Consider the following 23,241-nt stretch of genomic DNA (forward strand, 5'->3'; position numbering starts at 1 on the left):
AAGGACTATAGTTTTATATTAAATAGATTAGGTTATATCCAACTGTAATCTGTCATAGGCTAGAAACATATTTTCGGGCAATTCTCCTGAAACAACTTCATGCAATCCCATTCGATGCCCAATATGTGTAAAATAGGTTTTGTCGGCATGAATATCATCGGCAAATTCAATCGCCTCTTCCAACGTTAAATGTGAAATATGAGATTCCTTCTGTAAAGCATTTACGACAAGAATCTTTACTCCTTCCAATAATTTTCTTGATTCGTCAGAAATGAACTTCGCATCAGTAATATAGGCGAAATCTCCAATTCTAAAGCCCAACACAGGCATTTTATAATGCAGGACCTCGATAGGCATAATTTCCTTTCCGAATAAAGACAATGGCACACCAGCCTTTATCTCTTCCAAATCCAGTCTAGGCGCTCCTGGGTATTTAATTTCCGTAAATGCATAATAAAATTCACGCTTTAGTGCTTCATGAAGTGCTTCGGTGCCATAAATTGAAATAGAACTATGCTGCTGATAATTAAACGCTCTAACATCGTCCAGTCCCGCAATATGATCTTTATGTGAGTGCGTCATTAATACGGCGTCCAAATGCATAACTTTCTCGCGCAGCATCTGGTATCTAAAATCAGGACCGGTATCGACAACCAATGTATGCTGATTGTATTCAATAAGAATAGAAGAACGTAATCTCTTATCACGTTTGTCTTCAGATTGACAGACCTGACATTGGCATGCTATTACTGGCACCCCTTGTGATGTTCCGGTTCCTAAAAATGTTATTCTCAAGCTACAATTTTTGATTTCAACACATCTTCATATAGTGGAAGAAATTTTTCAGAAATAACCTCCGAATCAATATCAATATCCAGTAATATATTCCACAGTGACTGGATTTTTATTTCAAGATTCGAAAACTTATTGACTACGACCACTTTTGTCGTCTGCAACATACAGGCACCGGTACGAAAGGAACCTTTCTCGTACCTCACTTTATACCCCTGCTCTTTGAAAAACTCCTCTATTTTCGTTAAACTGCTTTGTGTAAACGGTAACAAAATCTCTCCTCCTTTTAAATTTCTACCTCAGTCTCCCAAACTTAGATAAATTTGATTTTATATACAAATAAAATCACGAATGTCAATCAATCGACCAACTTAAGGAGTTCATTGCCAAAAGTATCCCAGCTATATTTCTTTTTCTCGTCAATAATATTTGTTCTAAATTGCTCTTCTTTATTGTAGTGGTAAAATGAAAAAATACCGTCGGCCATTTGACGGGCATCAGGTTCCACGACATAACCAACATACTCATGCTGAACTAATTCAGGCAATCCCCCAACGTTACTGACAATCATCGGTAAATCAAAATGATAAGCAACCTGCGTAATTCCACTCTGTGTAGCACTCCGATAGGGCAAGACCACACAATCTGCCGCTGAAAAATACCTTCCGACCTCCTGATTAGGAATAAAATCAGTATGCATAAAAATAAACTCTTCCAGTTTATACTTTTTTATAAGGTTCAAATAAGGAGCAGGGTCACCATAAAATTCTCCTGCGAGCAGCAATTTCACCCCAAGGGTACGTATTCTGGGATCAGCCAATGCCTCCAGGAGGATATCCAAACCCTTGTATTGACGAATAAAACCAAAAAACAATACGACTTTATCCCCCTCGGCAATCTTAAGTAATCGACGTGCTTCCTTTTTACTCTGATGTACACCATAGTTATCATAGAGTGGATGCGGCGTATATACCGCTGGCATTTTCGGGCTTAACATTTTCAGATCTGCCAGCACACTTTTACTCATGGTGAGACAAGCATCAACAGACTTTAAAAAATAACGAATCAATAAGCTATCCCCTATCCGTTGTTCATGAGGAATGATATTATCAGCGATGCATACAATCTTAGTATGTTTATTTTTTCGAACTTGTCGTTGAATTGTTCCCAAACAAGGTCCAAAAAACGGCATCCAAAATCGTACAATAAGCAAATCATAATTTGCCTTTTTTAGTTCTTTACCTACCTTAATCCAATTAAATGGATTAATGGAATTGACCGTGGTCTTAATATGAAGGCCAGCTGGTGCTGGCTCATCCGAATATTGAGACTTTCCGGGAAAAAGGAAATTAGGATACTGTAAGCTGAAAGAATAGATGTCCACTTCATGCCCTGCTTCCTGAAAGTGAAATGCCAATCGTTCATTAAAAGATGCTATCCCACCGCCCCTTAACGGATAAGCGGACCCTAAAATCACAATTCGCATAATTAATTAAATGACTTTCTCAATTTGATAATCATTCCGATCGGAGCTGCTTCTAGACACTAACTCAGCCAAAAAACCAGTCAGAAATAATTGTGTTCCCAAAATAATCGCTGTCAGCGCAAAGAAAAATAAAGGTTGATCTGTTATATCTCTAAATGGTGTGCCGCTGGCGATACTCATCAATTTGTGGCAAATTAAATAAATGGAGATAAATAAACCTGCAAGAAAACTAATCACGCCCATAACACCAAAAAAGTGCATCGGTCTTTTCGAAAATTTCCCGACAAAAAATATGGATAATAAATCTAAGAAACCTTTCACAAAACGACCCGGGCCAAATTTGGTGGTACCATATTTACGTGGGTAATGCTGTACTACCTGTTCCTGTATATTGGTAAATCCTGCCCATTTTGCAATAACAGGGATGTAACGATGCATCTCGCCATAAACTTCGATGTTTTTGACAACATCTTTCTTATAAGCTTTAAGACCACAATTAAAATCATGCAGGTTATAAATTCCAGACATCGATCTTGTCACCCCATTGAATAATTTGGTTGGGATTGTTTTGGTCAATGGGTCATAGCGTTTTTGCTTCCAACCCGATACTAAATCCGCTCCCTTATTCACGATCCGATCATACAGTTCAGGAATCTCATCTGGACTATCCTGTAGATCTGCATCCATTGTAATAACCACATCTCCCTGTGCAGCAGCAAAGCCTACATTTAAAGCCGCAGATTTTCCGTAATTGCGTCGGAACTTTATCGCAGAAATATTCGTGTTCTTTAACTTCAACTCTTCGATAACTTTCCAAGAATTATCTTTACTCCCATCATCAACTAAAATAATTTCATAGGAAAAATGATTGGCCGCCATAACGCGGTCGATCCAAGCTGTCAATTCGGGTAAGGATTCTTCTTCATTAAATAAAGGAACAACAACAGAAATATCCATGTGAATGTTAATCATGCTAAAAATGTAGTATTATAATACCAACAAAGGTATTACTTTTTCAGTAATACCTTATAGGGTCAATTTTATTTTATTAAACACTAATTGGTCTCTTGTTTGATCACCAATTTTTCTCGTTTTGTCAAGGCTGATAATAGTAATGCAAAAACAAATTGAAACATCAGCGTGATGGCCAACCCTTTGAGCACCTGCCCTAACGTTATCTTTCCAATAGCATCAACTTGCTTTTCAAGTTCCGCGATTTTTGAATCGATAACCTCATCCGGCACATTGTTCTTCTCCATATACTCAATTGTAACATTAATTGTATGTGTCACCACCTTTTCTTGTAAAGTTGGATTAATGAAATTAACATACGCCTGTGTCCCAATTGTTGAAATAATAGTGGAAATAGCAAGCATCATAAATATGGATTTTAATGCTATAGAAAAATTCCAGTATCCGCCATTTGCTTTCCTAAGAGAGAAAGCGAAAAGCGCAGAAATAATAACAAAAAGACCAGTATTAACAATAAATGACATCGACATTACCCCCCAAAAGGAATTTAAGTCTTTGACAACAAACAAGACGACTAATCCGAGAATGAAAGAAATTATTCCCAGGATAACACCGTAGATAATACTTTTCTTTTTGTCAATTACCGCATCAAATCCTACATTACTTTGGTTGATTGAATCTGCCATAAAAATTATTTGTTATAGTAAGTACTAATTATTTGGTAAAGTGCAATATCAAATGCCTTATTGGAAGACGCTTCTGCATACTCTTCAAATTGTTTTTCAGATGGTTTCAACTCACTAAAGAAGCTCATAATAGGATAAAAAAGTTCGTAGACTTCACTTCTCGGATTCAATCCTTTTCCTACTTTTGCAATTTCAGCATACGGGCTATCTACTACAATTTGATTGGCAATGATATCTTCATAAATTTCATGCTCATCCTGAAATTCATCTTCATCAACTAATAAAAATTCCTTTAAGAAATCATCCAATTCAGGTTCAATCTCATCGTCCTTGCATTCCCCTAAATAAAGAAAAATATTCAACAATTCTGTTCCCCTATCTATAGTTTCATCTTCTATAGCCTCCCATTCCTCGGAATCCAAATAGTCATCTTCAAGCTTTAAAACATCATTGGAGAAAAAGTTCATGAGTAAAAGGTCTACATAAACCTCACGCAACTCATCAAAAAGTGGATAATCATCAAAAGATTGATCCAACAGTTCTAATTTCTCTAAATAATTTGCTTCCGTATTGAATACGGCAATAATCTTTTCAAGAAATTCCGGGGCAGTCGAGATCCCATCAACCTTGCCATAATTTAATATACCTGCCTCAACGGCTGCTTTAATATTTGCTTCCATGGTTTTAATCGTTTTTTATGATTTGATTATTATTGATGATCAATTCGACAGCACCTTTTAAAGTCTGTCCAAATAATGGAGAATTTTTAGATTTAGATCTATTTGTTGTTTCATCGAAGTTCCAAGTCTTCACAGGGTCAAATACGACAAGATTGGCTATTGCTCCCTCCTCAATAAGAGGAACTTCAAGTCCTAGAATCTGCCGGGGTCTAACTGAAAGACTATTGACAATTTGTTCTTCATTTAATCCAGCACGAACCAAGAGTGGTAATACGGTCTGCAGTCCAATAATTCCATTTTTTGCAATATGGAATTCAACATTCTTAAATTCTATTTCATGCGGTGTGTGTTGCGAAACGACAGCATCGATAGTACCGTCCTTAACGCCTTTAAGTAATACCTTCAGATCTGCCTTTGTGCGTAATGGGGGGCTTACCTTATAATTACTATCAAAACCGACAATATCATCATCAGTAAACACCAATTGATGTGCAGCAACATCACATGTTACTGGAAGACCTTTTGCTTTCGCTTTTTTTATCAGATCGACAGCTTCTGGAGTGCTGATGGATGCAAAATGAATTGGAGCTCCAGTATATTCCGCTAAATACAGATCACGAGAAACCATTAACGATTCGGCCAGGTTAGGAATACCTTTCATTCCCAAATAAGTACTCATCGCACCTTCATTCATTTTGTTTCCACCTGCCATAGACTCATCTTCAGCATGTGAAAAAATCAATCCATCGAATCCCTTAGCGTATAACAACGCTCTGCTCATTAATCCCGCCTGCTGTACACTCCTGTTTCCATCACTAAAAGCGACAGCACCCGTTTGCTTCATATCAAATAGCTCGGCCAGTTCTTTCCCTTCTCTCTTTTTACTGATCGCTCCAATTGGATGTACATCAACAATATTTCCTTTCGCTGTATTGACAATAAGTGCAACCTCGGAACGGCTTTGAATCACCGGTTCGGTATTAGGCATTACGGCTACTCCAGTAAATCCACCAGCAGCAGCTGCTGCGCTTCCACTAACGATGTCTTCTTTGGTTTCTAATCCAGGTTCTCCAAAATTGGCATGTAGGTCAAAAAAACCTGGCGCTAAAACTTTTCCGGCACCATCTAAGGTTTCTATGTTTTTATCAGCTACTTTGACAGATTTTCCAATCTGTGCAATCTTTCCCTTTTCGATAAATACATCAACTTGCTGCTGATGAAATTCGTTACCAGGTAAAATTACTTTAACAGAAGTAATCAATAAGCTTTTCATATATGAATGTGATTGAAATTAAAAGGATACAACTTATTTATCGAAGCGGGTAGCGTGCGCAGTAAGAATGGACAGACAGTGGCTTTATCACTATAAATCATATAGCTATAAATAACTTTTTCGCGTGATGCTCGTGATTGCTTCATTTCGAGAAACAAAGTTACAAAATACAAATTTATTATAGAACATTAAAAATAGATTTCAACGAGGAATAACTAGGCATTTTCTCCCCACTGATAATGTTTAAATTCAAACCCAGCAAGACTCAAAATCCGATCAACCACGGTTTCTGCGACTTCGTCCAAAGTCTTTGGTAAGCTATAGAATGAAGGTGATGCCGGACAAATGATACCTCCGGCCTCTGTCACCAATTTCATGTTCTGGATATGTATAATACTTAGTGGTGTCTCACGGGTAACCAAAATCAATCTTCGTCGCTCTTTTAACACGACATCGGCCGCTCGGGTTGTCAAATCAGAAGACACACCGTGGGCTATCCTTGATAATGTCCCCATTGAACACGGACAGACAATCATCGTATCATAGCGAGCCGATCCTGATGCAAAAGGAGCAAAGAAATCACCCTTGTCATAAAACTTGAACGGCACATCCTGATAACTCTCATCGCCCAACTCCGCACGCCATACATCCTTCGCATTATTCGACATCACAATCCCAACCTCTGCGATCTGTGTTTTTAATACCAATAGTTTTTTAAGTAAAACTTTAGCATAGATTGAGCCGCTAGCTCCAGTAATGGCAACAACAATTTTTCTCTTAGACATCTCTTTTAAAATAATAAAAACAAAGCTATAAAAAAAGGGTCGTAGTGAGAAACACCCGACCCTACATCTACCTATGAAAAACATGCCCTTGGGAGGGGCTTAACAAAAGTACATCTACTTTTTAATTTACAAAAACATTATGCGCATTACTACACATTTGTGTATATAAAATACCCTAAAAATTCCTTTTTCCCAGATTTTAAGATCCAATTCACCCCGCAAAAAAAAACTTCTTCCAAATTTCAGTTCAATCCAAAGGAAAATTAAATACAAATATTTTCGCAAATCAAACGCTTATTCTCATCAATAAAGTCTATTTTAGTAACAACGTTAGACAATTTGTTAAGACATGAACCTTTCCGTTTTAGAACAATATATTGAAGAAGGCAAAAGCCATGATATCGACTTATTATTGATTGGGAATCCCGAACTTTTACAAGAAACAACGAGTCATGGAATTTCTCCCCTACTATTGGCTTGCTATTACAACAAACCCCAGATCATACGGATACTTTTACAACACACCAAATCCATGACTATCCATGAGGCTTGCGCGGCTGGGTTAACTTCATACTTGGAGGCCATTATTTCGCAAGCACCATCTGTTGTCAATGAATGGTCGTCACAGGGCTTTACGCCATTAACTTTAGCAACATATTTCAACAAAACAGATATTGTACGTCTTTTACTGTCCAAAAAAGTCAATCCGAATGTCGTAACCAAAAATGAACAACTCACCACTGCGCTACATATTGCCGCTGCAAACAACAATGAAGAGATCGGTAAGTTGCTAATCGAGGCCAATGCTAATGTCAATGCCATTCAAGCGACTGGCGAAACCCCACTTCATTTCGCTGCCCAATATGGTAATATCGATTTTATTGTTGCCTTACTCGAAAATGGAGCCGACACCAGAATCATCAATATTTCAGGGTTAGCTCCAATGGACCTGGCCTTTGAAAAAGGCCATAAAGAGATCGCAGAGATCTTAAAAAATTAATTTCTTTTTAAAATTTCGCATCCGATTCTGCAATGAAGGCAGCGTTTCCGATCACAGTAAAATCTCTTTAATTGTAAAATCCCCTGACTTTGCAATGCGCTTTGAACTTGCCAATCATATTGGGCAAACTGTCTCACAACCATATTTTTTTCTGAAGGAAGCTGCTCCAAAAGAGTTAGGGCCCTATCAATATAGGTCTGAATACTGAAATATTTACCGTATGAAAAAAGAAAAACAATAATCACATTAATAACAAGCGTGTCAATAGTTTCATTACCCAACCGAAGTGTTTCTTTTATCTTCGTTTTTGTACCAAAGGAAAAATGTCCGTCAAAATAATCACTTAGAGACGCTATCTTAAATAATTTTCGAGCTCTTTCCAAATCATCGACAGCCAAAATCTTAGCAACGCCCAACTCGTTCTTGCTAAACAAGACAGCTAATTGAGCAATTCGCCGTTCGGGAAAATTATAAGGTCTCATTCTCATCCTCTTCCAAACCCCATAAACAACCTCTATATCGTGTATATGCTTTTGATACTCAAATTCACCGGCTAACTGCTTCATATACTCGCTTCCTGACTCCTGAATTAACAACCCACTAACACCAAAGAAAAGAGCTTCTATTTTAAATAGGTTTGAACGATATTTTTGTAAAATGTTCCAAGGTAATTTCTCCCCAAGCTCCTGAAATGTATCGGCATTAACTTTTAATCCTATACATCTGCAAATCCATACCCATAACGTTTTTTCCCAATCCGTATTAAATTGATCTAAAATCACCAAAACTTGTTGAACCTTCATTTCTAGGCGTTCAACAGCTAAAGTACTCAGCCACATGGATTTTTTTAAAAGATCAATTGAACCAAGCTGAAACTCACAAGGTATCGAACTTTTTGCGTTCATCATCGTTGAATACCGTTCCAACAGATGCTGTTCGACATATTCCGAAAGCACCAATGTCGGTATTGATGTACCGTCATTTCGGTAAATAACTTTATCGTTTCTCCAAACCACATGTAAGATAACGTTATTATAAACGGCATCTTCTTGATGACAATGTCGATCCCAATCCGAAGATTGGATATGCATCTCGACATGACCAAACCAATCATTATCTTTACACCTAATATGTGACATGAGGAAATCGGGGCCCGAATCTGTATTGTATTGCCCCACATGAACAACGGCCAAGGGTTCACCATCCGTAGAATGCAACCCATTTGCACGGAATAGCCGAAGTTTCCAGATAAACTGCATTAAGTTTTCTGTAACTAACATAATTGTAATTTAAGAATTAAATTAACCGGCTATGGCTTAATTCCCTAAATATACAATTTAATAATCACTGTTTCTTATAGATCTTTAAAAGATCATTGGAAACCAATTTACTTTCAAGCAATTGTCCACTAAATTGTGGAGCTGTAATTCCATTAAATAGCTTTGTTTCGGTTTCAAACACCCTCGCCTCATCCCAGAGATCCGCATCGATAAACATTTGCAGCGTAGCACGTCCTCCTTCTATGATGATTGACTGAACATCCATTAAATATAGTTGATAAAGAATATTCTGCGGCAGATACAACCCGTAATTTTCAAGCTCAATATACTTAACATTTGCTGTCCAATCTGTCTTTTTAGCATTGAAGACGATTGTATCAGCTTGATCATTTAGAATATTGGCATCTAGTGGAATGGCAAGATCTCTATCTAAAAGAATACGCAATGGGTTGTTACCCTGCCATTCTCTTACGGTCAGACTGGGATTATCTACAACTGCGGTATTTGTACCGACCAAAATAGCATCTTCCTCTGATCTCCAGCGGTGAACCAACTGTCGGCCAGCAGCATTGCTTAACCAAATTTGTTTATTTTGCATCCCCATAAAACCGTCCTTCGACTGCGCCCATTTTAGAATAACATAGGGGCGGAATTGACCAATACGTGTAAAAAACCGACGGTTGAGCCATACTGCCTCTTTTTCCAGTAAACCAATTTCAACTTCAATACCTGCTTCGCGTAGTATCTCAACTCCCTTGCCATTCACCTTGGCGAAAGGGTCCAAACAAGCGATATAGACTTTTAAGGGTTTTAGCTCTGCAATCATATTGGCACATGGCGGTGTCTTTCCATAATGCGCGCAAGGCTCAAGGCTAACATAAAAAATACTTCCCTCGATAAGCCGTTTTGCTTTTTCCCCATACTTTTGCACAACCTGCTGTACCGCATTGACCTCAGCGTGTGGTCCACCATATGGAGAAGTATATCCTTCACCGATAATTTTACCGTCCAAAACAATGACAGCCCCAACCATTGGATTGGGACTCACTGAACCTGCGCCCATTTGGGCCAGTTCCAAACAACGATGCATATATTGCTTGTGCATATCCATGGATACAAATCTATGAAAATCGTACCTTTGACACATGAAAATACTTCAAGATTTCGAATTATTATTTCAACATGAGCTTCAGGGGTTATATGATGAGGATGAAATAAAAGCAATATTCTTAGTGGTTGTTGCCGAAAAGTTTGGGTTAAATAGAACCAATTATCAATTGAGAAAAACAGATATCGTCAAGGAGGCGGATAAGGCTGAAGTACTTAGCATCCTTCAGAATCTAAAAAAGCATAGACCTATACAGTACATACTCAATAAAGCAGATTTTTATGGTGAAGTTTTCCAGGTCAATGAATCGGTCCTCATTCCACGCCAGGAAACTGAAGAACTTGTCGATCTGATCATCAAAAACCACAAATCTTCTCAAAACCTAAAAATTATAGATATCGGAACTGGCTCTGGCTGCATCCCGATCACCCTATCAAAGCATCTCAATAATGCCCTAGTAACAACGATAGACATCTCAAAAGAGGCGATAAAAACAGCACAAGAAAATGCTAAGAATTTAAAAACTCAGGTTCAATTTATCAATGCGGATATATTTGAATGGGAATACATTTTCTCCGACCAACATTATAATATCATTGTATCCAATCCGCCCTATATAACCCCGGGAGAAAAGCAGCACATGAATCAAAACGTATTGGCTTATGAACCTGAGCTCGCATTATTCATTGAAGAAAGCGCTCCATTGATTTTTTATGATGTTATTTCATCCTTTGCTTTGAAACATTTAACCCCAGATGGAGATCTATATTTTGAAATCAATCAATATCTCGGTCCAGAAATGAAGGAACTTATGGTCAAAAAAGGATTTGAACAGGTCAAACTCATAAAAGATATCAATGGAGCAGACCGAATAATCCATGCAAAAAAAGCGCGATAAAAAAAATAATCCGTTTATTTATTAAGCAGTTAAGGCCTTTTCGTCAAAATTTGCATGCTATAATTTGGCATATATCAAAAGAAATTCTACCTTTGTATCACTTTCAAAAACAGAAAGGATTCCGTAGCTCAGCTGGTAGAGCAATACACTTTTAATGTATGGGTCCTGGGTTCGAATCCCAGCGGGATCACTAAAGAAAAGCTAATCGCAGGATTAGCTTTTTTTGTTTAACACTTGCGGAAAACTTCTTTTTCATCAACAACGCTTTTCTTGATCTCCATTTGAAAACATGTTTTTTATCTTATCTTTATAATTTCAAGAATTTTCGGGCTTAATACATTAAAAACACTAACCGATAATATAATAATAATTCTAGCGCTACCTACCATCGTATTGACGCTAGAACAAATTACAATCAATGAAAGAGGATCGAGCACATGAAGAGATTTACGTTAAAAGAGATTGGCCAACAGTTAAACCTATCTCCAGGAACCATTTCCAAAGCACTAAACGATAGCCATGAAATAAGCGCAGAAACAAAAAAGTTAATTTTAGATTTCACGCAGAAAATTAATTATATACCAAATTTCTCCGCAAAAAGCTTAAAAACGGGGCGATCAAACACCCTAGCGATCATTGTTCCATTTATCTCAAGCTCTTTTTTCTTTGATTTTTACGAAGACATCTCCCTCATTCTATCGCAGACGAATTATAAACTCATCCTCTTGCAGACTTTTAACGATGAGAAAAAAGAAAAGGAAGCACTGGAACTTTGCATACAAAGCAATATCGAAGGAATAATCATTTCTCCTGTAAAAAATGATTCAAGTTTATCACTCTTGTTTTATATCATGGAACAGATCTGCCCTGTGATTATTTTTGACCGGATAAACCATCAACTCGACACCTTTAAAATCGGAATCCAAAACAACAAAGTCATCTATCAGGCAACAGAAGAAATGATCAAAAACAAACGCGAAAATATCATTCTTTTATTATGCAAAGATATCGGTGGAAATGTAAGCAGAATAAAAGGATATAAAGATGCCCTCTTTAATGCCTCTATTCCTTTTAAAGAAGAAAATATTGTTGAAATATCCTACTCAAGCCCCAAAGATAATATCGATGACGAACTGGAAAGCAAAATAAACACGTTATTAAATAAGCCCTCCGCTCCAAATGCACTCCTCTCAACGACAGACACCTTGTCGCTAAAAGTTTTGCACATATTAAATAAATTAGAGGTGAAAATTCCTGATGACATGAACTTAATTGGCTTTAGCAACACCCCTTTTGCCAACAGTCTCAACCCATCTTTAACAACAATCACCCAGCCAACACAGCTTATGGCAGAAAAATCGGTAGAACTTCTCTTGCAGATGTTAAAGAAAAAAAACAAAAAGAATTATTTCGAATTCGAGACGTATTTTTTGGACTGCAGTATCGAACACCGAAAATCTACATCATCCCTTTAAAGAAAAGGTCAAAACCCCACTAAGGAATTTTGACCTTTTCAGAAAATACCGATCTCTACTATTAACGATCGACTGCAACATCCACCAATTAAACCTTACTTAATCAATGATCGCAATGCATGGACAGGCAAATCTATTTTAGTATCATTGGATAGATTCCCGTTCAATGTTCCCCATTGCAAACTATCTAAACGGACAGATGATTTTCCTTCAGTTTTGATATTCAGAAGACCTACTTTGGCTTCAGGTCCCTTCCTATTGAAATAAACTTCTGAATTGTTTGCCACAATATCTGCACTTTGATAATTCGTACGCGGAAGTCCCAAAACACTATTCGTTGTGTTAACAAATAAACGACCGACAAGAGAATTCCCCTTACTGTCCGTCCCGCCAAGATCATCAATAGTGGAATTTGTCAGGTTCAGATTCAATGTATTTATAACGGATTTCTCCGCAAGGGAAAATACCTCAACGCTATCACCTACGACAGTCAATTCGTTCAACCTGGCGGACAACTCGTTAATACCCGCATTTTTTAATTTTAAAACCCTAAGATCAGGTGAAAAAATATAGATTGACTTATACCCCCCCTCTCCTCCTGATAAAAGATCTAAGGTAAGATTGCCAGATTGATCGACATTCGCTTTCACAAAGTCGGCTTGACTTTTATTAACTTTAACCATAAACTTATCGCTTTTCACCCAATACAACCCTACACCGCTTGCATTGGTACCTACAATATAAAGCTTATCGAAAGCTGCCAAGGGGAACGACCGGTAATAAACATCCTTTGCACCTGGCTTGGATACCTCCTGCTCAACATCAGCATTATATTTTTTCGCATCCACTCGATTTATACGAACAAGGTAGGACGCGACAAGCATCGGAACCGCGAATAAGCCTATTGCTAATCCCATTATTATTTTTGTACTTAATTTCATGACTCATTTTGATTAAAATTCTGACTTACAAACCGTCTATAACGTTGCTCTAACTCATCCAGACCGATTTCCAATAAATAAATATTACGAAAAAACAAGGGAAGATCTTCTTCTAGAAAAATTGCCTTTCTATATAACTTCACATTCTTCACCGATTCTTGTGTCAGAAAAAAACCGATCCCGCGCTTATTAGCTATGATTTCTTTTTGCTGCAACATATCATAGGTCCGCATAACAGTATTGGGGTTAACCTCCATCTGAACTGCCAATTCCCTTACTGAGGGGAGTTTTTCATCCACTTTCCAGGTCGCTAGCAAAATATGATCACATACGTACTCAGCAATCTGAAGGTAAATGGCTTTATTTGCATTGAACTCCATATTAAATCTCCTTTTCTTTCAACCTTAAAAAAGCAACCGCCCAAATCATTATGGCAAGCAACACTCCTACAGCGCCGATCAATGCAAAAATATGATTTGAATCAGACCAATAGTTATTATCCATTGTACCTACGGTATCCTGGGTCTGAGTCTTCATTAAGTAAACAAAAAGACACATCCAAACTACACAGTAAAGCACAAGAAAAATAGCCGTCTTTACATATTGATAGTTTTGGTAGACGATCCCACCAAGTAAGAAAATTGCATTCAGAAGAATTGGTACAAAACAAAAATAATAAGCCGGTTCAGGATATTGAACCTTGAAAAAGTACTGCCATAGATCCACACTGACCGTCTCTCCTGATGGCTGTACTTCATTTACAACCACAGAACCAACGCTCCTCAAATAAGAAACAAATGCCAAATCGATCAAATAAAAGACCAATAAATATGAACCAATACTCACGACAACCGTATAGAATAAGCTGACCAGAAACTTTTCCAATTGTGACGCTGGGATCATCAGCTCAAAAATCGCCCGGGTCTTCTTCCCTAAATCAGCAAAATAACTGCTCGAGATAACCGTTACAAAAAAGAGTCCCAAGATACAAAACAACGGTGCTCTGAAATTTAGCAACGAATAAACAGTATTCTTTTTGATATCATCATAATTTGATCCCAAATTAACTGCATAAAAACCAAAAATTACCCCGGCAATAATCCCTATTGACATCAGATAAATTCGCCCAAAACCAATCCATTGTCTTCGAATCAGTCCAAAAAAACGCGTAGCATTAAATAGATTTGACATATTCATCATGTTTAATAAGGTCCGTAATTTTTTCCTTGCACTGTAACACTGCATTAAATAGCAACTCCAAATCCAGTTTCGAATCTTCTGCCGCCGAGTTTGGGAGAATAACATTAAAACCGCCTACTCCTTCTTCGGAATAGAGGGTATCCAAAGGCAACTCTCTTACTTTTTTAAAGCATAAGCGATCAGTAATCACATGCATCGGAGCGTTGAGTGCAACCTTATGATCATCAAGTAAAATAACAGCATCAATAAGATTATCCAGATCACGCACCTGATGTGTGGAGATAATTACACATCGATCATCAGTAATGGCAGAAGCCATGATCTTTCGAAACTGAACCTTAGAAGGAATATCCAAACCATTCGTTGGCTCATCCATGATGATCACTTTTGTGTTGGACGCTAAACCGAAAGAAATAATATATTTCTTTTTCTGTCCATAACTCATGCTTGCTAATTTTTGCTCAATGGGAATATCGAACTCACGAATAAGCTGATCAAAATATACCTGATCGAAGTTGGGGTAGAACCCTGCATTAGCCTTCAGAAACTGTTCTGATGTTACGGCAGGGAGATAAAACTCTTCCGGAATAAAACTAATCTCCCTTAACAAGGAAGGTTCCCTTCGATTAGGGTTATGCCCCAGCACATCAACTTGCCCCGAAACAGGATATACCAAACCGGCAATATTCTTAAGCAAAGTTGATTTGCCAGCACCATTCTTTCCCAATAGGCCATAGATATGCCCCTGCTTGAATTCAAGATCCATATGAAGAAAAAGGGGCCTTGATTTACTATAGCTGAAATTTAGATTTTGGATAGTAACCATACTACTGTATTATTTAATTAATACACTAATATAGAAACGGATTTTGTATAATTCCAAAAATATTTAAAAAAAAATACAGGCAGAGGTTTACTTACGCTCAGGCATTATTTTAATTTAATAGCGCAGATCGGACATAATAAAACATATACATTCAATTTATATAACAAACATAATACTATGATAAACAAATTGTTATTATAATAAATTATGAAATTCGTAATCAAATAAAACATCATTTTTATCGATGTGCGTTATCCTTAAAAACAACACGCAAATCGCAACCACCTTCAAAAACCCGGAATAGCCGCATTCTCAGCTAAAACAAATCAAAACCACACAAACCCTTCGGGAATGACAAACATCACCTCAGAGAGGCTAAAAACAACTAAAAATAAGGCATACAAGCGATCTTTAGTTATTCACAAGCGAATACCTTCGTTCTCGATCATTTGGACGGCCTATTTGGTCCAGCTAATCGTTATTCTCCGCCTGATAGATAAACGGCGAATTACACATAACAACAGCATTAACCAAGAGTTAAAAACAATACAAAGCTACCTAATAACCAAAACAATAAAGTGCTTATATAAAGTAAAAATACATATAAATACAAGTCCCTTTGATCAGAAGACGTAGACAATTAATGAAAAACCAGCATCTATTCTATAAGCTGGTATAGTTTAAGATAGCTTTAAATCTATTTTATTACCATCTTTGTTTTCATGATGAATTACATTTATCCCTTCATTCTAGCGATGCATTCTTTATGGAGATGGGAAGTACTGATTATACTAGCAATTAGTCTTTCAACCTTTTTTTATAAGAAAAAACAGCAGCTTCTATTCTCCCCTATCGATCAATTTCTTGTAAAAACCACGGTTATTTCTTTCTATATTCAGCTAGTTTTAGGTATTAATCTCTATATACTGAGCCCCATCACACAGTACTTCCTACGACATTTCGACGAAGCAGTCCACCTGAGGCAAATTCGCTTCTTCGGTATGGAGCACAGTAGCATGATGATTATGGCTGCAATTTGCCTGACATTGGGTGCCCATAAAAGCAAAAACGCCGATACAAACGATCGACGTTTTAAAACATTATTAATCTGGTTTGGACTAGCTTTACTGATTATCCTTAGTTCTATTCCTTGGGAATTCTCTCCCTTGACAAGCAGACCGAGTTTTCGATCATTTTAATTAGCTATTTTTCCAGTTGGCTTTTCTTTTATTACGCATGGCATCCATTCCCTCCTTGAAATCATTGGTTTTACGCAAATCTGCCAAGCTCTCTAAGAGAAAGTTATACTTATCATCATAATCTTGCTCTTTTAGCCTTCGCAGTGCAACAAAACCTCTCGATATAGCCAAAGGAGCATTTTTAAGAATAGTTTCTCTCAATTCAACCAAGGCAGTTTCTTCAACATCCAAAATTCCGGACAGAATACCCTTATCCAGCGCATCTCCCGCAGAAAAAGAATCTCCCCTGATACAAAGATCCATCGCTTTTCTTTCAGGCATATATTCCATTAGCAAGGCCAACACCTGAAATGGAAAGAGTCCGATTTTTACTTCTGGCAAAGAAAAACGTACATGTGGCAGTGCAAACAAATAAGTGCAAGATAATGCAATCAAAAAACCACCTGCAATAACATCTCCCCTAATAACACAGATTGAAGGCTTATCTAAACAGGCAAATATTTCTGCCAAAGACTTTTCAACCTTTGGAATTGCCGGATTACCAATATCTACTGTAGGATCCTCAAAAGCTTTAAGATCCATACCCGCACAGAACACCGGACCTTCAGCCTCTATTTGTACTAAACGAATATCGGGATTGCTATTTGCCAGATTCAATGCATAGGCAATTTCGTTCACCATAGTCGGACTAAAAGCATTTCTTTTATCCGAACGAGCTAGCGTCAAATTGAACACATGCTGCTCAACGTGCACCTTTATAAAATTCAGTTTTTCCATCTCAAAAATCCCTACAAAATCATTTGCCTGAAGCTATGCTCCAATCCGAGTATTTCAGCATCAGTTCCTCGTCCAAAATAACGCAACAAGAGTTCTGAAGGTATATTGCCAACCAAATCATCTTTTGCAAATGGACAACCGCCATAACCAAGCAATGCGCCTTCAAATTTACGGCAACCTGCGAGATAAGCGGCTTCAATCTTAGCAAGACTCTCCGCTTGCCTCGCATGAAAATGTGCACCTATTTCCAGTTTTGGAAAACTGGCTTTAACAAAAGTGAATAATGCTGAAATCTGATTCGCATCGGCTTCTGAAGTTGTGTCTGCCAAAGAAAATTCCCGGATACCCAGATCGTATAATTTCCCAATCCATTCTTCTACCAAAAGTGGGGACCACTGATCCTTGTATGGGTTCCCAAAAGCCATGCTAATATAAATAACTAAAGATTTATGATTAGCGTCTGCCAAAAGTTTCATTTCTTTTACTTGCTGATAAGAAGCCGCCAAGCCCATATTGGTATTTCGACGTTGAAATGTTTCCGATATTGAAAATGGATACCCTAAAAAGTCGATTTTTTCCTCTAGAACGGCTTCTTCTACTCCCCGAAGATTGGCGACAATCGCCAATAACTTCACTTTTTCATTCTTTCTGATTCCTTCCAGGACTGCTTTTGTATCCGCCAACTGCGGAACTGCTTTCGGCGAAACGAAAGATCCAAAATCAATAACATCAAACAGCTCACTTTCGATTAACGTATTGATATGTTTAATTTTCTTATCTGTCTCAATAAAGTTATGAAGCCCTTGAACAGCGTCTCTTGGGCAATCAACCAATACAACTTGATCCCTCATCATATGCTATAAAATATCTTTCTCAATCTCTCTGGCGATCACCATTTTCTGAATACTTGAAGTCCCTTCACCTATGGTACATAGTTTAGCATCTCTAAAAAACTTCTCGGCAGGATAGTCCTTTGTAAATCCATAACCACCAAAGATCTGCACAGATTCATTCGAGACACTAACAGCAGCCTCCGACGCATAAAGTTTAGCCATCGCTCCAATTTTAGAAACACGGTCCCCATGATCCTTTAAATAGCCCGCCTGCCTCGTTAACAATTCGCTTGCCTCTACTTGTGTAGCCATATCTGCAAGTGCAAAAGAAACTGCCTGAAATTCGTAAATCTTTTTCCCAAATTGCTCACGCTCGTGTGCATATTTCAGCGCACACTCGTAAGCTCCGCGGGCAATACCCAAAGAAAGTGCCGCAATCGAAATACGTCCGCCATCCAATAATTTTAAAGCCTGTACAAAGCCCTGTCCTTCCTCACCGATGAGTTGATCCCGATGAATCCGACAATTATCAAAAAAAAGACAGGCAGTTTCTGAGGCACGCATCCCCAATTTATTTTCTTTCTTTCCCGCAGTAAATCCAGGTGTACCTTTCTCAACAATGAAAGCCGACATCCCTTTTTTATCCCCCTTAGCCCCAGTTCGTGCAATAACGACAGCAACACTAGAACTGATGGCATGCGTGATAAAATTTTTAGAACCATTTAACATGTAATGATCACCATCTCTCTCCGCAAATGTCGTCATTCCGCCGGCGTCAGAACCGGAACCGGTTTCTGTAAGCCCCCAGGCACCGATCCATTCAGCTGTCGCCAACTTTGGAAGATAACGTTTCTTCTGTTCTTCACTGGCAAAGCTTAATATATGATTTGTGCACAAGGAATTATGCGCCGCCACAGAAAGCCCGATTGAACCACATACCTTGGAGATTTCATCCAAAACGGTAATGTATTCCTGATACCCGAGCCCTGATCCGCCATATTCTTCAGGAACGATTACTCCCATGAAACCGTGTTCGCCTAACTTTTTAAAAACTTCTATTGGAAATATTTGGGCTTCGTCCCATTCCATCACATAAGGTTTGATATGATACTGTGCAAAATCTCGTGCACTTTGTCTGATCATATCCATTTGTTGTTTATTTTCAATAAACATAAGCATGAATATTAAATTTACAATCGGTAATTCAATTCAAATATATCAAAATATTTAGGAATAAAATTGCAAATATTTTAAAATTTTATTTTAAATTTATCTAAAAATAAGAAATTCTTAATTTAACAGTTTTTAAAACCAAGATTATAAATTATGAAGGAGCTACTCGCATTACTTCGCCAAAAAAGAGAAAATTTAAAATTCGGTGGCGGCATCGATAAAATAAAAAAACTGAAAGAAAAAGGCAAAATGTCAGCCTGGGAAAGAATAGAATATCTACTGGACCCAGACCGTGAGTATCTTGAAATAGGCATGTTTGCCGGCGAAGGAATGTACAAAGAACATGGTGGATGCATAAACGCAGGATGCGCAGCGGTACTGGGTTATGTAAAATCCAAACTATGCGTCATTGTCTCCAACGACGCGACTGTCAAAGCTGGGGCTTGGTTCCCAATTTCTGCCAAGAAAAATCTACGCGCACAAGAAATTGCTATGGAAAACAACTTGCCAATTATCTATTTAGTAGATTCCGCCGGTGTATTTTTACCGCTACAAGATGAAATCTTTCCAGACAAAGAACATTTTGGACGTATATTCCGTAACAATGCCCGAATGTCCTCCATGGGGATACCTCAAATTGCAGCAATTATGGGAAGTTGCGTAGCAGGTGGCGCTTATTTACCTATTATGTCCGACTACGCCTTTATCGTCGAAGGAACGGGATCTGTATTTTTAGCCGGCCCTTACTTGGTCAAATCTGCGATAGGTGAAACTGTAGATGCAGAAACACTCGGCGGAGCTTCTACCCATTCGGAGATATCCGGCGTAACAGACAATAAATTTCCCGACGACCAAAGTTGTTTAGATGCTATAAAAAATGTTATCGATAAAATCGGTGGAAATCCAAAAGCTAATTTCGATAGAAAGATAAGCCTACCCCCAAAAACTGATCCGAGTAAAATAGTAGAGATTCTTCCCGAAGACAGGACAAAACCTTATCGCATGCAGGATATCCTGAATGCAATTGTAGACGCAGAGACTTTAGAAGAATACAAGCCAGATTATGGGAAAACCATTGTATGCGGCCTCGCCCGCATAGATGGCTGGGCTGTCGGGATCGTTGCTAATCAACGCGAGATCATTAAAGCCAAAAAACCTGGCAACACCATGGAAATGCAGATGGGCGGAGTCATCTATAGTGATTCAGCAGATAAAGCGGCGCGCTTCATCATGAATTGCAACCAACAGCGCATTCCACTTGTTTTTTTTCAGGACGTCACTGGTTTTATGGTAGGGAGCCGATCTGAACAAGGGGGGATTATCAAAGACGGCGCAAAAATGGTCAATGCAATGGCCAACTCCGTAGTCCCAAAATTTACATTTATTGTCGGAAACAGTTATGGCGCAGGAAATTATGCAATGTGTGGAAAAGCGTATGACCCACGACTAATCTACGCTTGGCCTACCGCCCAAATGGCAGTCATGAGCGGTGCCGCAGCAGGCAAAACACTGTTTCAAATCCAAGAATCAGCTTTAAAGGCCAAAGGTCAAGAAATTAATGAAGAAGAGAAAAACGACCTCCTTAAATCCATCGAAGACCGGTACAACGAGCAATTGAGCCCATATTACGCTGCTGCAAGACTATGGGTTGATGGAATTATAGCACCTGAAGAAACACGAAAAGTTATCAGCATGGGAATTGAAGCTGCCAACGAAAAACCTATCTTAGACCGGTATAATGTAGGTGTTATACAGGTCTGAGTGGAGTAAAGTTAAATTCGAAAACCCCTCAAACGGCAAACTTCGTCATCTGAGGGGTTTTTAAATTAGCTATTTTATAGCTATATTTAGGATCTTCTCCAGATTTTGCTAATCGCTTCAAAGTCCAACAAAGATTCTCGATTCCGCATAATGTCTACTGACACCGCTTTTTCTACGGGTATCCCCGAAAAGATTTTCTTAATAGGCAGCTCCAGTTTTTTGCCGCTTAACGTATAAGGAATAGCCGCTACTTGAAAAATATCGTCAGGCACATGTCGCGGACTATATTGCTGCCGAAGCACCCGTTTAATCTCACCTTTTAACATGTCATTCAATAAGCCAGTGTCCAATTGAACAAAAAGCAACATATCAGATGATCCATTTTCATGATCTACGCAAATAACCAAACTATCCAAGACCCCCTCGGTTCTATTTAAAACATTATAGATCTCCGCAGTACCAATACGTACGCCGCCACGGTTCAGAGTGGCATCTGAACGCCCGTACATAATTACTCCATCATGGTCAGTAATCTTAATCCAGTCACCATGACTCCAAACACCGCTATATTTATCAAAATAACTATCGAAGTATTTTTTATTCGCCCCATCGTTCCAAAAATAGATGGGCATGCAGGGCATGGGAGCTAAAATAACGAGTTCTCCAACCTCCCCATAAAGTGGATGACCATTCTCATCAAATGCTTCTATCTTAGCTCCTAAGGTGCGGCATTGAATCTCTCCTGCATAAACATCACGCAAAGTGCACCCCGAAAGAAAGGCGCTGCAAACGTCTGTACCACCACTTAATGAGACAATTTGACTTTTTGGAAACTGTACATTTAGCCATTCAAACACATCTGGCGGAAGTGGTGAGCCTGTTGACCCTATTGTTTTCGGCTGATAAGCCATGGATTTTAAATCTTGATCTTGACAGGAGATGAGATAAGCAGCCCCAACGCCAAAATGATCCACCTTACTTTCTTGTGCAAACCTCCATAAACTCAATTTGTCGGGATAATTCGTAGCTCCATCATATATACACAATGTATTTCCCATTAAAAGGGCCGAAAGCGCATAATTCCACATCATCCATCCTGTAGTAGAATACCACATAAATCGATCGCCGTCTTGCACATTTTGATGCAGTCCAAGTGCTTTCATATGTTCCAGCAGCATACCACCAACTCCATGTGTAATGGCTTTAGGCTTCCCGGTAGTTCCCGAAGAATACAAAATCCATATTGGAGCATCAAAAGGCATTGCCGTAAATTGGAGCTTAACTTGTGTAAGATCCTTTTTCAGAATCTCTTCCCAAATAGGATCATCAATCAAAACACAAGCCACTAATGATGGTAGCCGCTGCGAAAGTTGCTGAATACTTTCCGCCTTTTCAAAAAGACGTCCATTATAGTAATAACTGGAATTTGCGAAGAGTACTTTGGGTTCAATCTGCTCAAAACGTTCCTGAATACTTGCCTCCCCAAAGTCGGGCGAACAACAGGACCAAACCGCACCGATGGAATTAGCAGCCAAAAATAACGCAACTGCTTCGATGCCATTAATCAATACACCAGCTACACGATCTCCACTTTGTACACCTAATTCTTTCAAATAGACTTGGAGTTTGAGAACCATGGATTCCAACTCAGTCCATGACACCTCTCTTTTAGCATGCTGTTCAGATTGAAAGATTAATGCAGGACGCTTTTCCGTTGTGTTCCGAAATACGTGTTCAGCATAATTCAAAGTAGCCCCACTAAACCACTTTGTCCCAATAAAGCTTGTGGAATCTGCCGGTAACTCGACAATGTTTGTAGGAGCTGAATGAAATTTTAAATTAAAATAGGCGGCTATACTCTTCCAAAAATTAGCCAGTTCCGTCGTTGACCATGCCCAAAGGTCCTGATAGGATGGAAAGAATAAGCCATGCTCATTCTCCACATATTGTTTAAACTTATTGATCTCAGCTAGAGATTTTTGCTCTTCTGTTGGGCTCCAGAGTAATTTTCCCATAATAGTTAGCTATAAAACGGTTATATTCAAACTTAGGTAAATTTACGTGTATATGCAATTTTAAATAGCTATAACGCCCTA

Annotated in this window: 23 protein-coding genes and 1 tRNA gene; 6 read left to right on the forward strand and 18 right to left on the reverse strand. The window is 38.4% G+C overall.

What is annotated here, in order from left to right:
* Positions 1–27 precede the first annotated feature (27 nt).
* The 8 genes from B3E92_RS08840 to B3E92_RS08875 form a co-directional block, all read right to left on the reverse strand.
* Positions 28–795, reverse strand: a complete 768-nt coding sequence (locus tag B3E92_RS08840; protein WP_070567693.1) for an MBL fold metallo-hydrolase — start codon at positions 793–795, stop codon at positions 28–30.
* Positions 792–1,064, reverse strand: coding sequence for a hypothetical protein (locus tag B3E92_RS08845; RefSeq protein WP_070567695.1), 273 nt, complete (start codon positions 1,062–1,064; stop codon positions 792–794). Before B3E92_RS08845 ends, B3E92_RS08840 begins: the two co-directional genes overlap by 4 nt.
* An 86-nt stretch (positions 1,065–1,150) precedes the next feature.
* Complete coding sequence (locus B3E92_RS08850; protein WP_286896300.1) at positions 1,151–2,278, reverse strand: glycosyltransferase; 1,128 nt, start codon at positions 2,276–2,278, stop codon at positions 1,151–1,153.
* Positions 2,279–2,284: 6 nt separating this feature from the next.
* Positions 2,285–3,235: a glycosyltransferase family 2 protein gene (locus B3E92_RS08855; protein ID WP_046674669.1), complete on the reverse strand. Its 951-nt coding sequence runs from the start codon at positions 3,233–3,235 to the stop codon at positions 2,285–2,287.
* A 98-nt stretch (positions 3,236–3,333) separates the two neighbouring features.
* Entirely contained in the window at positions 3,334–3,936 is a 603-nt protein-coding gene (locus B3E92_RS08860) for a DUF4199 domain-containing protein (protein ID WP_112376141.1), read from the reverse strand.
* 5 nt (positions 3,937–3,941) lie between these two features.
* Positions 3,942–4,616, reverse strand: a complete 675-nt coding sequence (locus B3E92_RS08865) for a hypothetical protein (protein ID WP_286896303.1) — start codon at positions 4,614–4,616, stop codon at positions 3,942–3,944.
* 4 nt (positions 4,617–4,620) lie between these two features.
* Positions 4,621–5,889: a dihydroorotase gene (locus tag B3E92_RS08870; protein ID WP_286896306.1), complete on the reverse strand. Its 1,269-nt coding sequence runs from the start codon at positions 5,887–5,889 to the stop codon at positions 4,621–4,623.
* Between the two features lie 215 nt (positions 5,890–6,104).
* Positions 6,105–6,674 carry a UbiX family flavin prenyltransferase gene (locus B3E92_RS08875; protein ID WP_070567704.1) on the reverse strand — a complete coding sequence of 190 codons (570 nt, stop codon included), beginning with the start codon at positions 6,672–6,674 and terminating at the stop codon, positions 6,105–6,107.
* 349 nt (positions 6,675–7,023) lie between these two features.
* On the opposite strand from B3E92_RS08875, the gene B3E92_RS08880 reads away from it, so the two are divergent.
* Positions 7,024–7,674, forward strand: a complete 651-nt coding sequence (locus B3E92_RS08880) for an ankyrin repeat domain-containing protein (RefSeq protein ID WP_070567707.1) — start codon at positions 7,024–7,026, stop codon at positions 7,672–7,674.
* Here the strand turns inward: B3E92_RS08880 and B3E92_RS08885 are convergent.
* A complete protein-coding gene (locus B3E92_RS08885; RefSeq protein WP_286896308.1) occupies positions 7,671–8,954 on the reverse strand; it encodes a DUF2851 family protein in 1,284 nt (427 codons plus the stop codon). The genes B3E92_RS08880 and B3E92_RS08885 overlap by 4 nt on opposite strands.
* A 64-nt stretch (positions 8,955–9,018) precedes the next feature.
* The gene (gene ribD, locus B3E92_RS08890) at positions 9,019–10,065 is read right to left on the reverse strand and encodes a bifunctional diaminohydroxyphosphoribosylaminopyrimidine deaminase/5-amino-6-(5-phosphoribosylamino)uracil reductase RibD (protein WP_286896309.1); all 1,047 of its coding nucleotides are present in this window, start codon (positions 10,063–10,065) and stop codon (positions 9,019–9,021) included.
* A gap of 34 nt (positions 10,066–10,099) precedes the next feature.
* On the opposite strand from ribD, the gene prmC reads away from it, so the two are divergent.
* The 3 genes from prmC to B3E92_RS08905 all read left to right on the forward strand — a co-directional run bounded on the left by prmC (position 10,100) and on the right by B3E92_RS08905 (position 12,435).
* Positions 10,100–10,960, forward strand: a complete 861-nt coding sequence (gene prmC, locus B3E92_RS08895; protein WP_070567713.1) for a peptide chain release factor N(5)-glutamine methyltransferase — start codon at positions 10,100–10,102, stop codon at positions 10,958–10,960.
* A gap of 117 nt (positions 10,961–11,077) precedes the next feature.
* Positions 11,078–11,150: transfer RNA gene (locus tag B3E92_RS08900), tRNA-Lys, on the forward strand.
* A 247-nt stretch (positions 11,151–11,397) separates the two neighbouring features.
* On the forward strand, positions 11,398–12,435 hold the full coding sequence (locus tag B3E92_RS08905) for a LacI family DNA-binding transcriptional regulator (RefSeq protein ID WP_112376135.1): 1,038 nt from the start codon (positions 11,398–11,400) through the stop codon (positions 12,433–12,435).
* Between the two features lie 95 nt (positions 12,436–12,530).
* Here the strand turns inward: B3E92_RS08905 and B3E92_RS08910 are convergent, their stop codons facing one another.
* The 4 genes from B3E92_RS08910 to B3E92_RS08925 are packed head-to-tail and all read right to left on the reverse strand — an operon-like array spanning position 12,531 to position 15,342.
* Positions 12,531–13,376 carry a hypothetical protein gene (locus B3E92_RS08910; protein WP_286801267.1) on the reverse strand — a complete coding sequence of 282 codons (846 nt, stop codon included), beginning with the start codon at positions 13,374–13,376 and terminating at the stop codon, positions 12,531–12,533.
* Positions 13,373–13,756, reverse strand: coding sequence for a GntR family transcriptional regulator (locus B3E92_RS08915; RefSeq protein WP_070567719.1), 384 nt, complete (start codon positions 13,754–13,756; stop codon positions 13,373–13,375). Before B3E92_RS08915 ends, B3E92_RS08910 begins: the two co-directional genes overlap by 4 nt.
* Position 13,757: 1 nt before the next feature.
* Complete coding sequence (locus tag B3E92_RS08920; RefSeq protein WP_286768594.1) at positions 13,758–14,567, reverse strand: hypothetical protein; 810 nt, start codon at positions 14,565–14,567, stop codon at positions 13,758–13,760.
* On the reverse strand, positions 14,551–15,342 hold the full coding sequence (locus tag B3E92_RS08925; RefSeq protein ID WP_286896313.1) for an ATP-binding cassette domain-containing protein: 792 nt from the start codon (positions 15,340–15,342) through the stop codon (positions 14,551–14,553). The genes B3E92_RS08920 and B3E92_RS08925 overlap by 17 nt, the downstream gene beginning before the upstream one ends.
* A 782-nt stretch (positions 15,343–16,124) precedes the next feature.
* On the opposite strand from B3E92_RS08925, the gene B3E92_RS08930 reads away from it, so the two are divergent.
* Entirely contained in the window at positions 16,125–16,601 is a 477-nt protein-coding gene (locus B3E92_RS08930) for a hypothetical protein (protein WP_201638988.1), read from the forward strand.
* Here the strand turns inward: B3E92_RS08930 and B3E92_RS08935 are convergent, their stop codons facing one another.
* From B3E92_RS08935 to B3E92_RS08945, 3 genes are read right to left on the reverse strand one after another with little or no spacing between them, the layout of a single operon-like run.
* Entirely contained in the window at positions 16,602–17,378 is a 777-nt protein-coding gene (locus B3E92_RS08935) for an enoyl-CoA hydratase/isomerase family protein (RefSeq protein WP_286896315.1), read from the reverse strand.
* Between the two features lie 11 nt (positions 17,379–17,389).
* On the reverse strand, positions 17,390–18,232 hold the full coding sequence (locus B3E92_RS08940) for a hydroxymethylglutaryl-CoA lyase (RefSeq protein ID WP_286896317.1): 843 nt from the start codon (positions 18,230–18,232) through the stop codon (positions 17,390–17,392).
* A 3-nt stretch (positions 18,233–18,235) separates the two neighbouring features.
* Positions 18,236–19,384 (reverse strand): acyl-CoA dehydrogenase family protein, encoded by a 1,149-nt coding sequence (locus B3E92_RS08945; protein WP_286896320.1) that lies wholly within the window; start codon positions 19,382–19,384, stop codon positions 18,236–18,238.
* A 153-nt stretch (positions 19,385–19,537) separates the two neighbouring features.
* On the opposite strand from B3E92_RS08945, the gene B3E92_RS08950 reads away from it, so the two are divergent.
* Positions 19,538–21,145: an acyl-CoA carboxylase subunit beta gene (locus tag B3E92_RS08950; RefSeq protein ID WP_115050685.1), complete on the forward strand. Its 1,608-nt coding sequence runs from the start codon at positions 19,538–19,540 to the stop codon at positions 21,143–21,145.
* A gap of 86 nt (positions 21,146–21,231) precedes the next feature.
* On the opposite strand, the gene B3E92_RS08955 is transcribed toward B3E92_RS08950, so the two are convergent.
* A complete protein-coding gene (locus B3E92_RS08955) occupies positions 21,232–23,160 on the reverse strand; it encodes an acetoacetate--CoA ligase (protein WP_286768588.1) in 1,929 nt (642 codons plus the stop codon).
* Positions 23,161–23,241: the final 81 nt, after the last annotated feature.

The sequence above is a fragment of the Sphingobacterium sp. UBA6317 genome, assembly GCF_002440385.1.
Classification (GTDB): Bacteria; Bacteroidota; Bacteroidia; order Sphingobacteriales; family Sphingobacteriaceae; genus Sphingobacterium; species Sphingobacterium multivorum.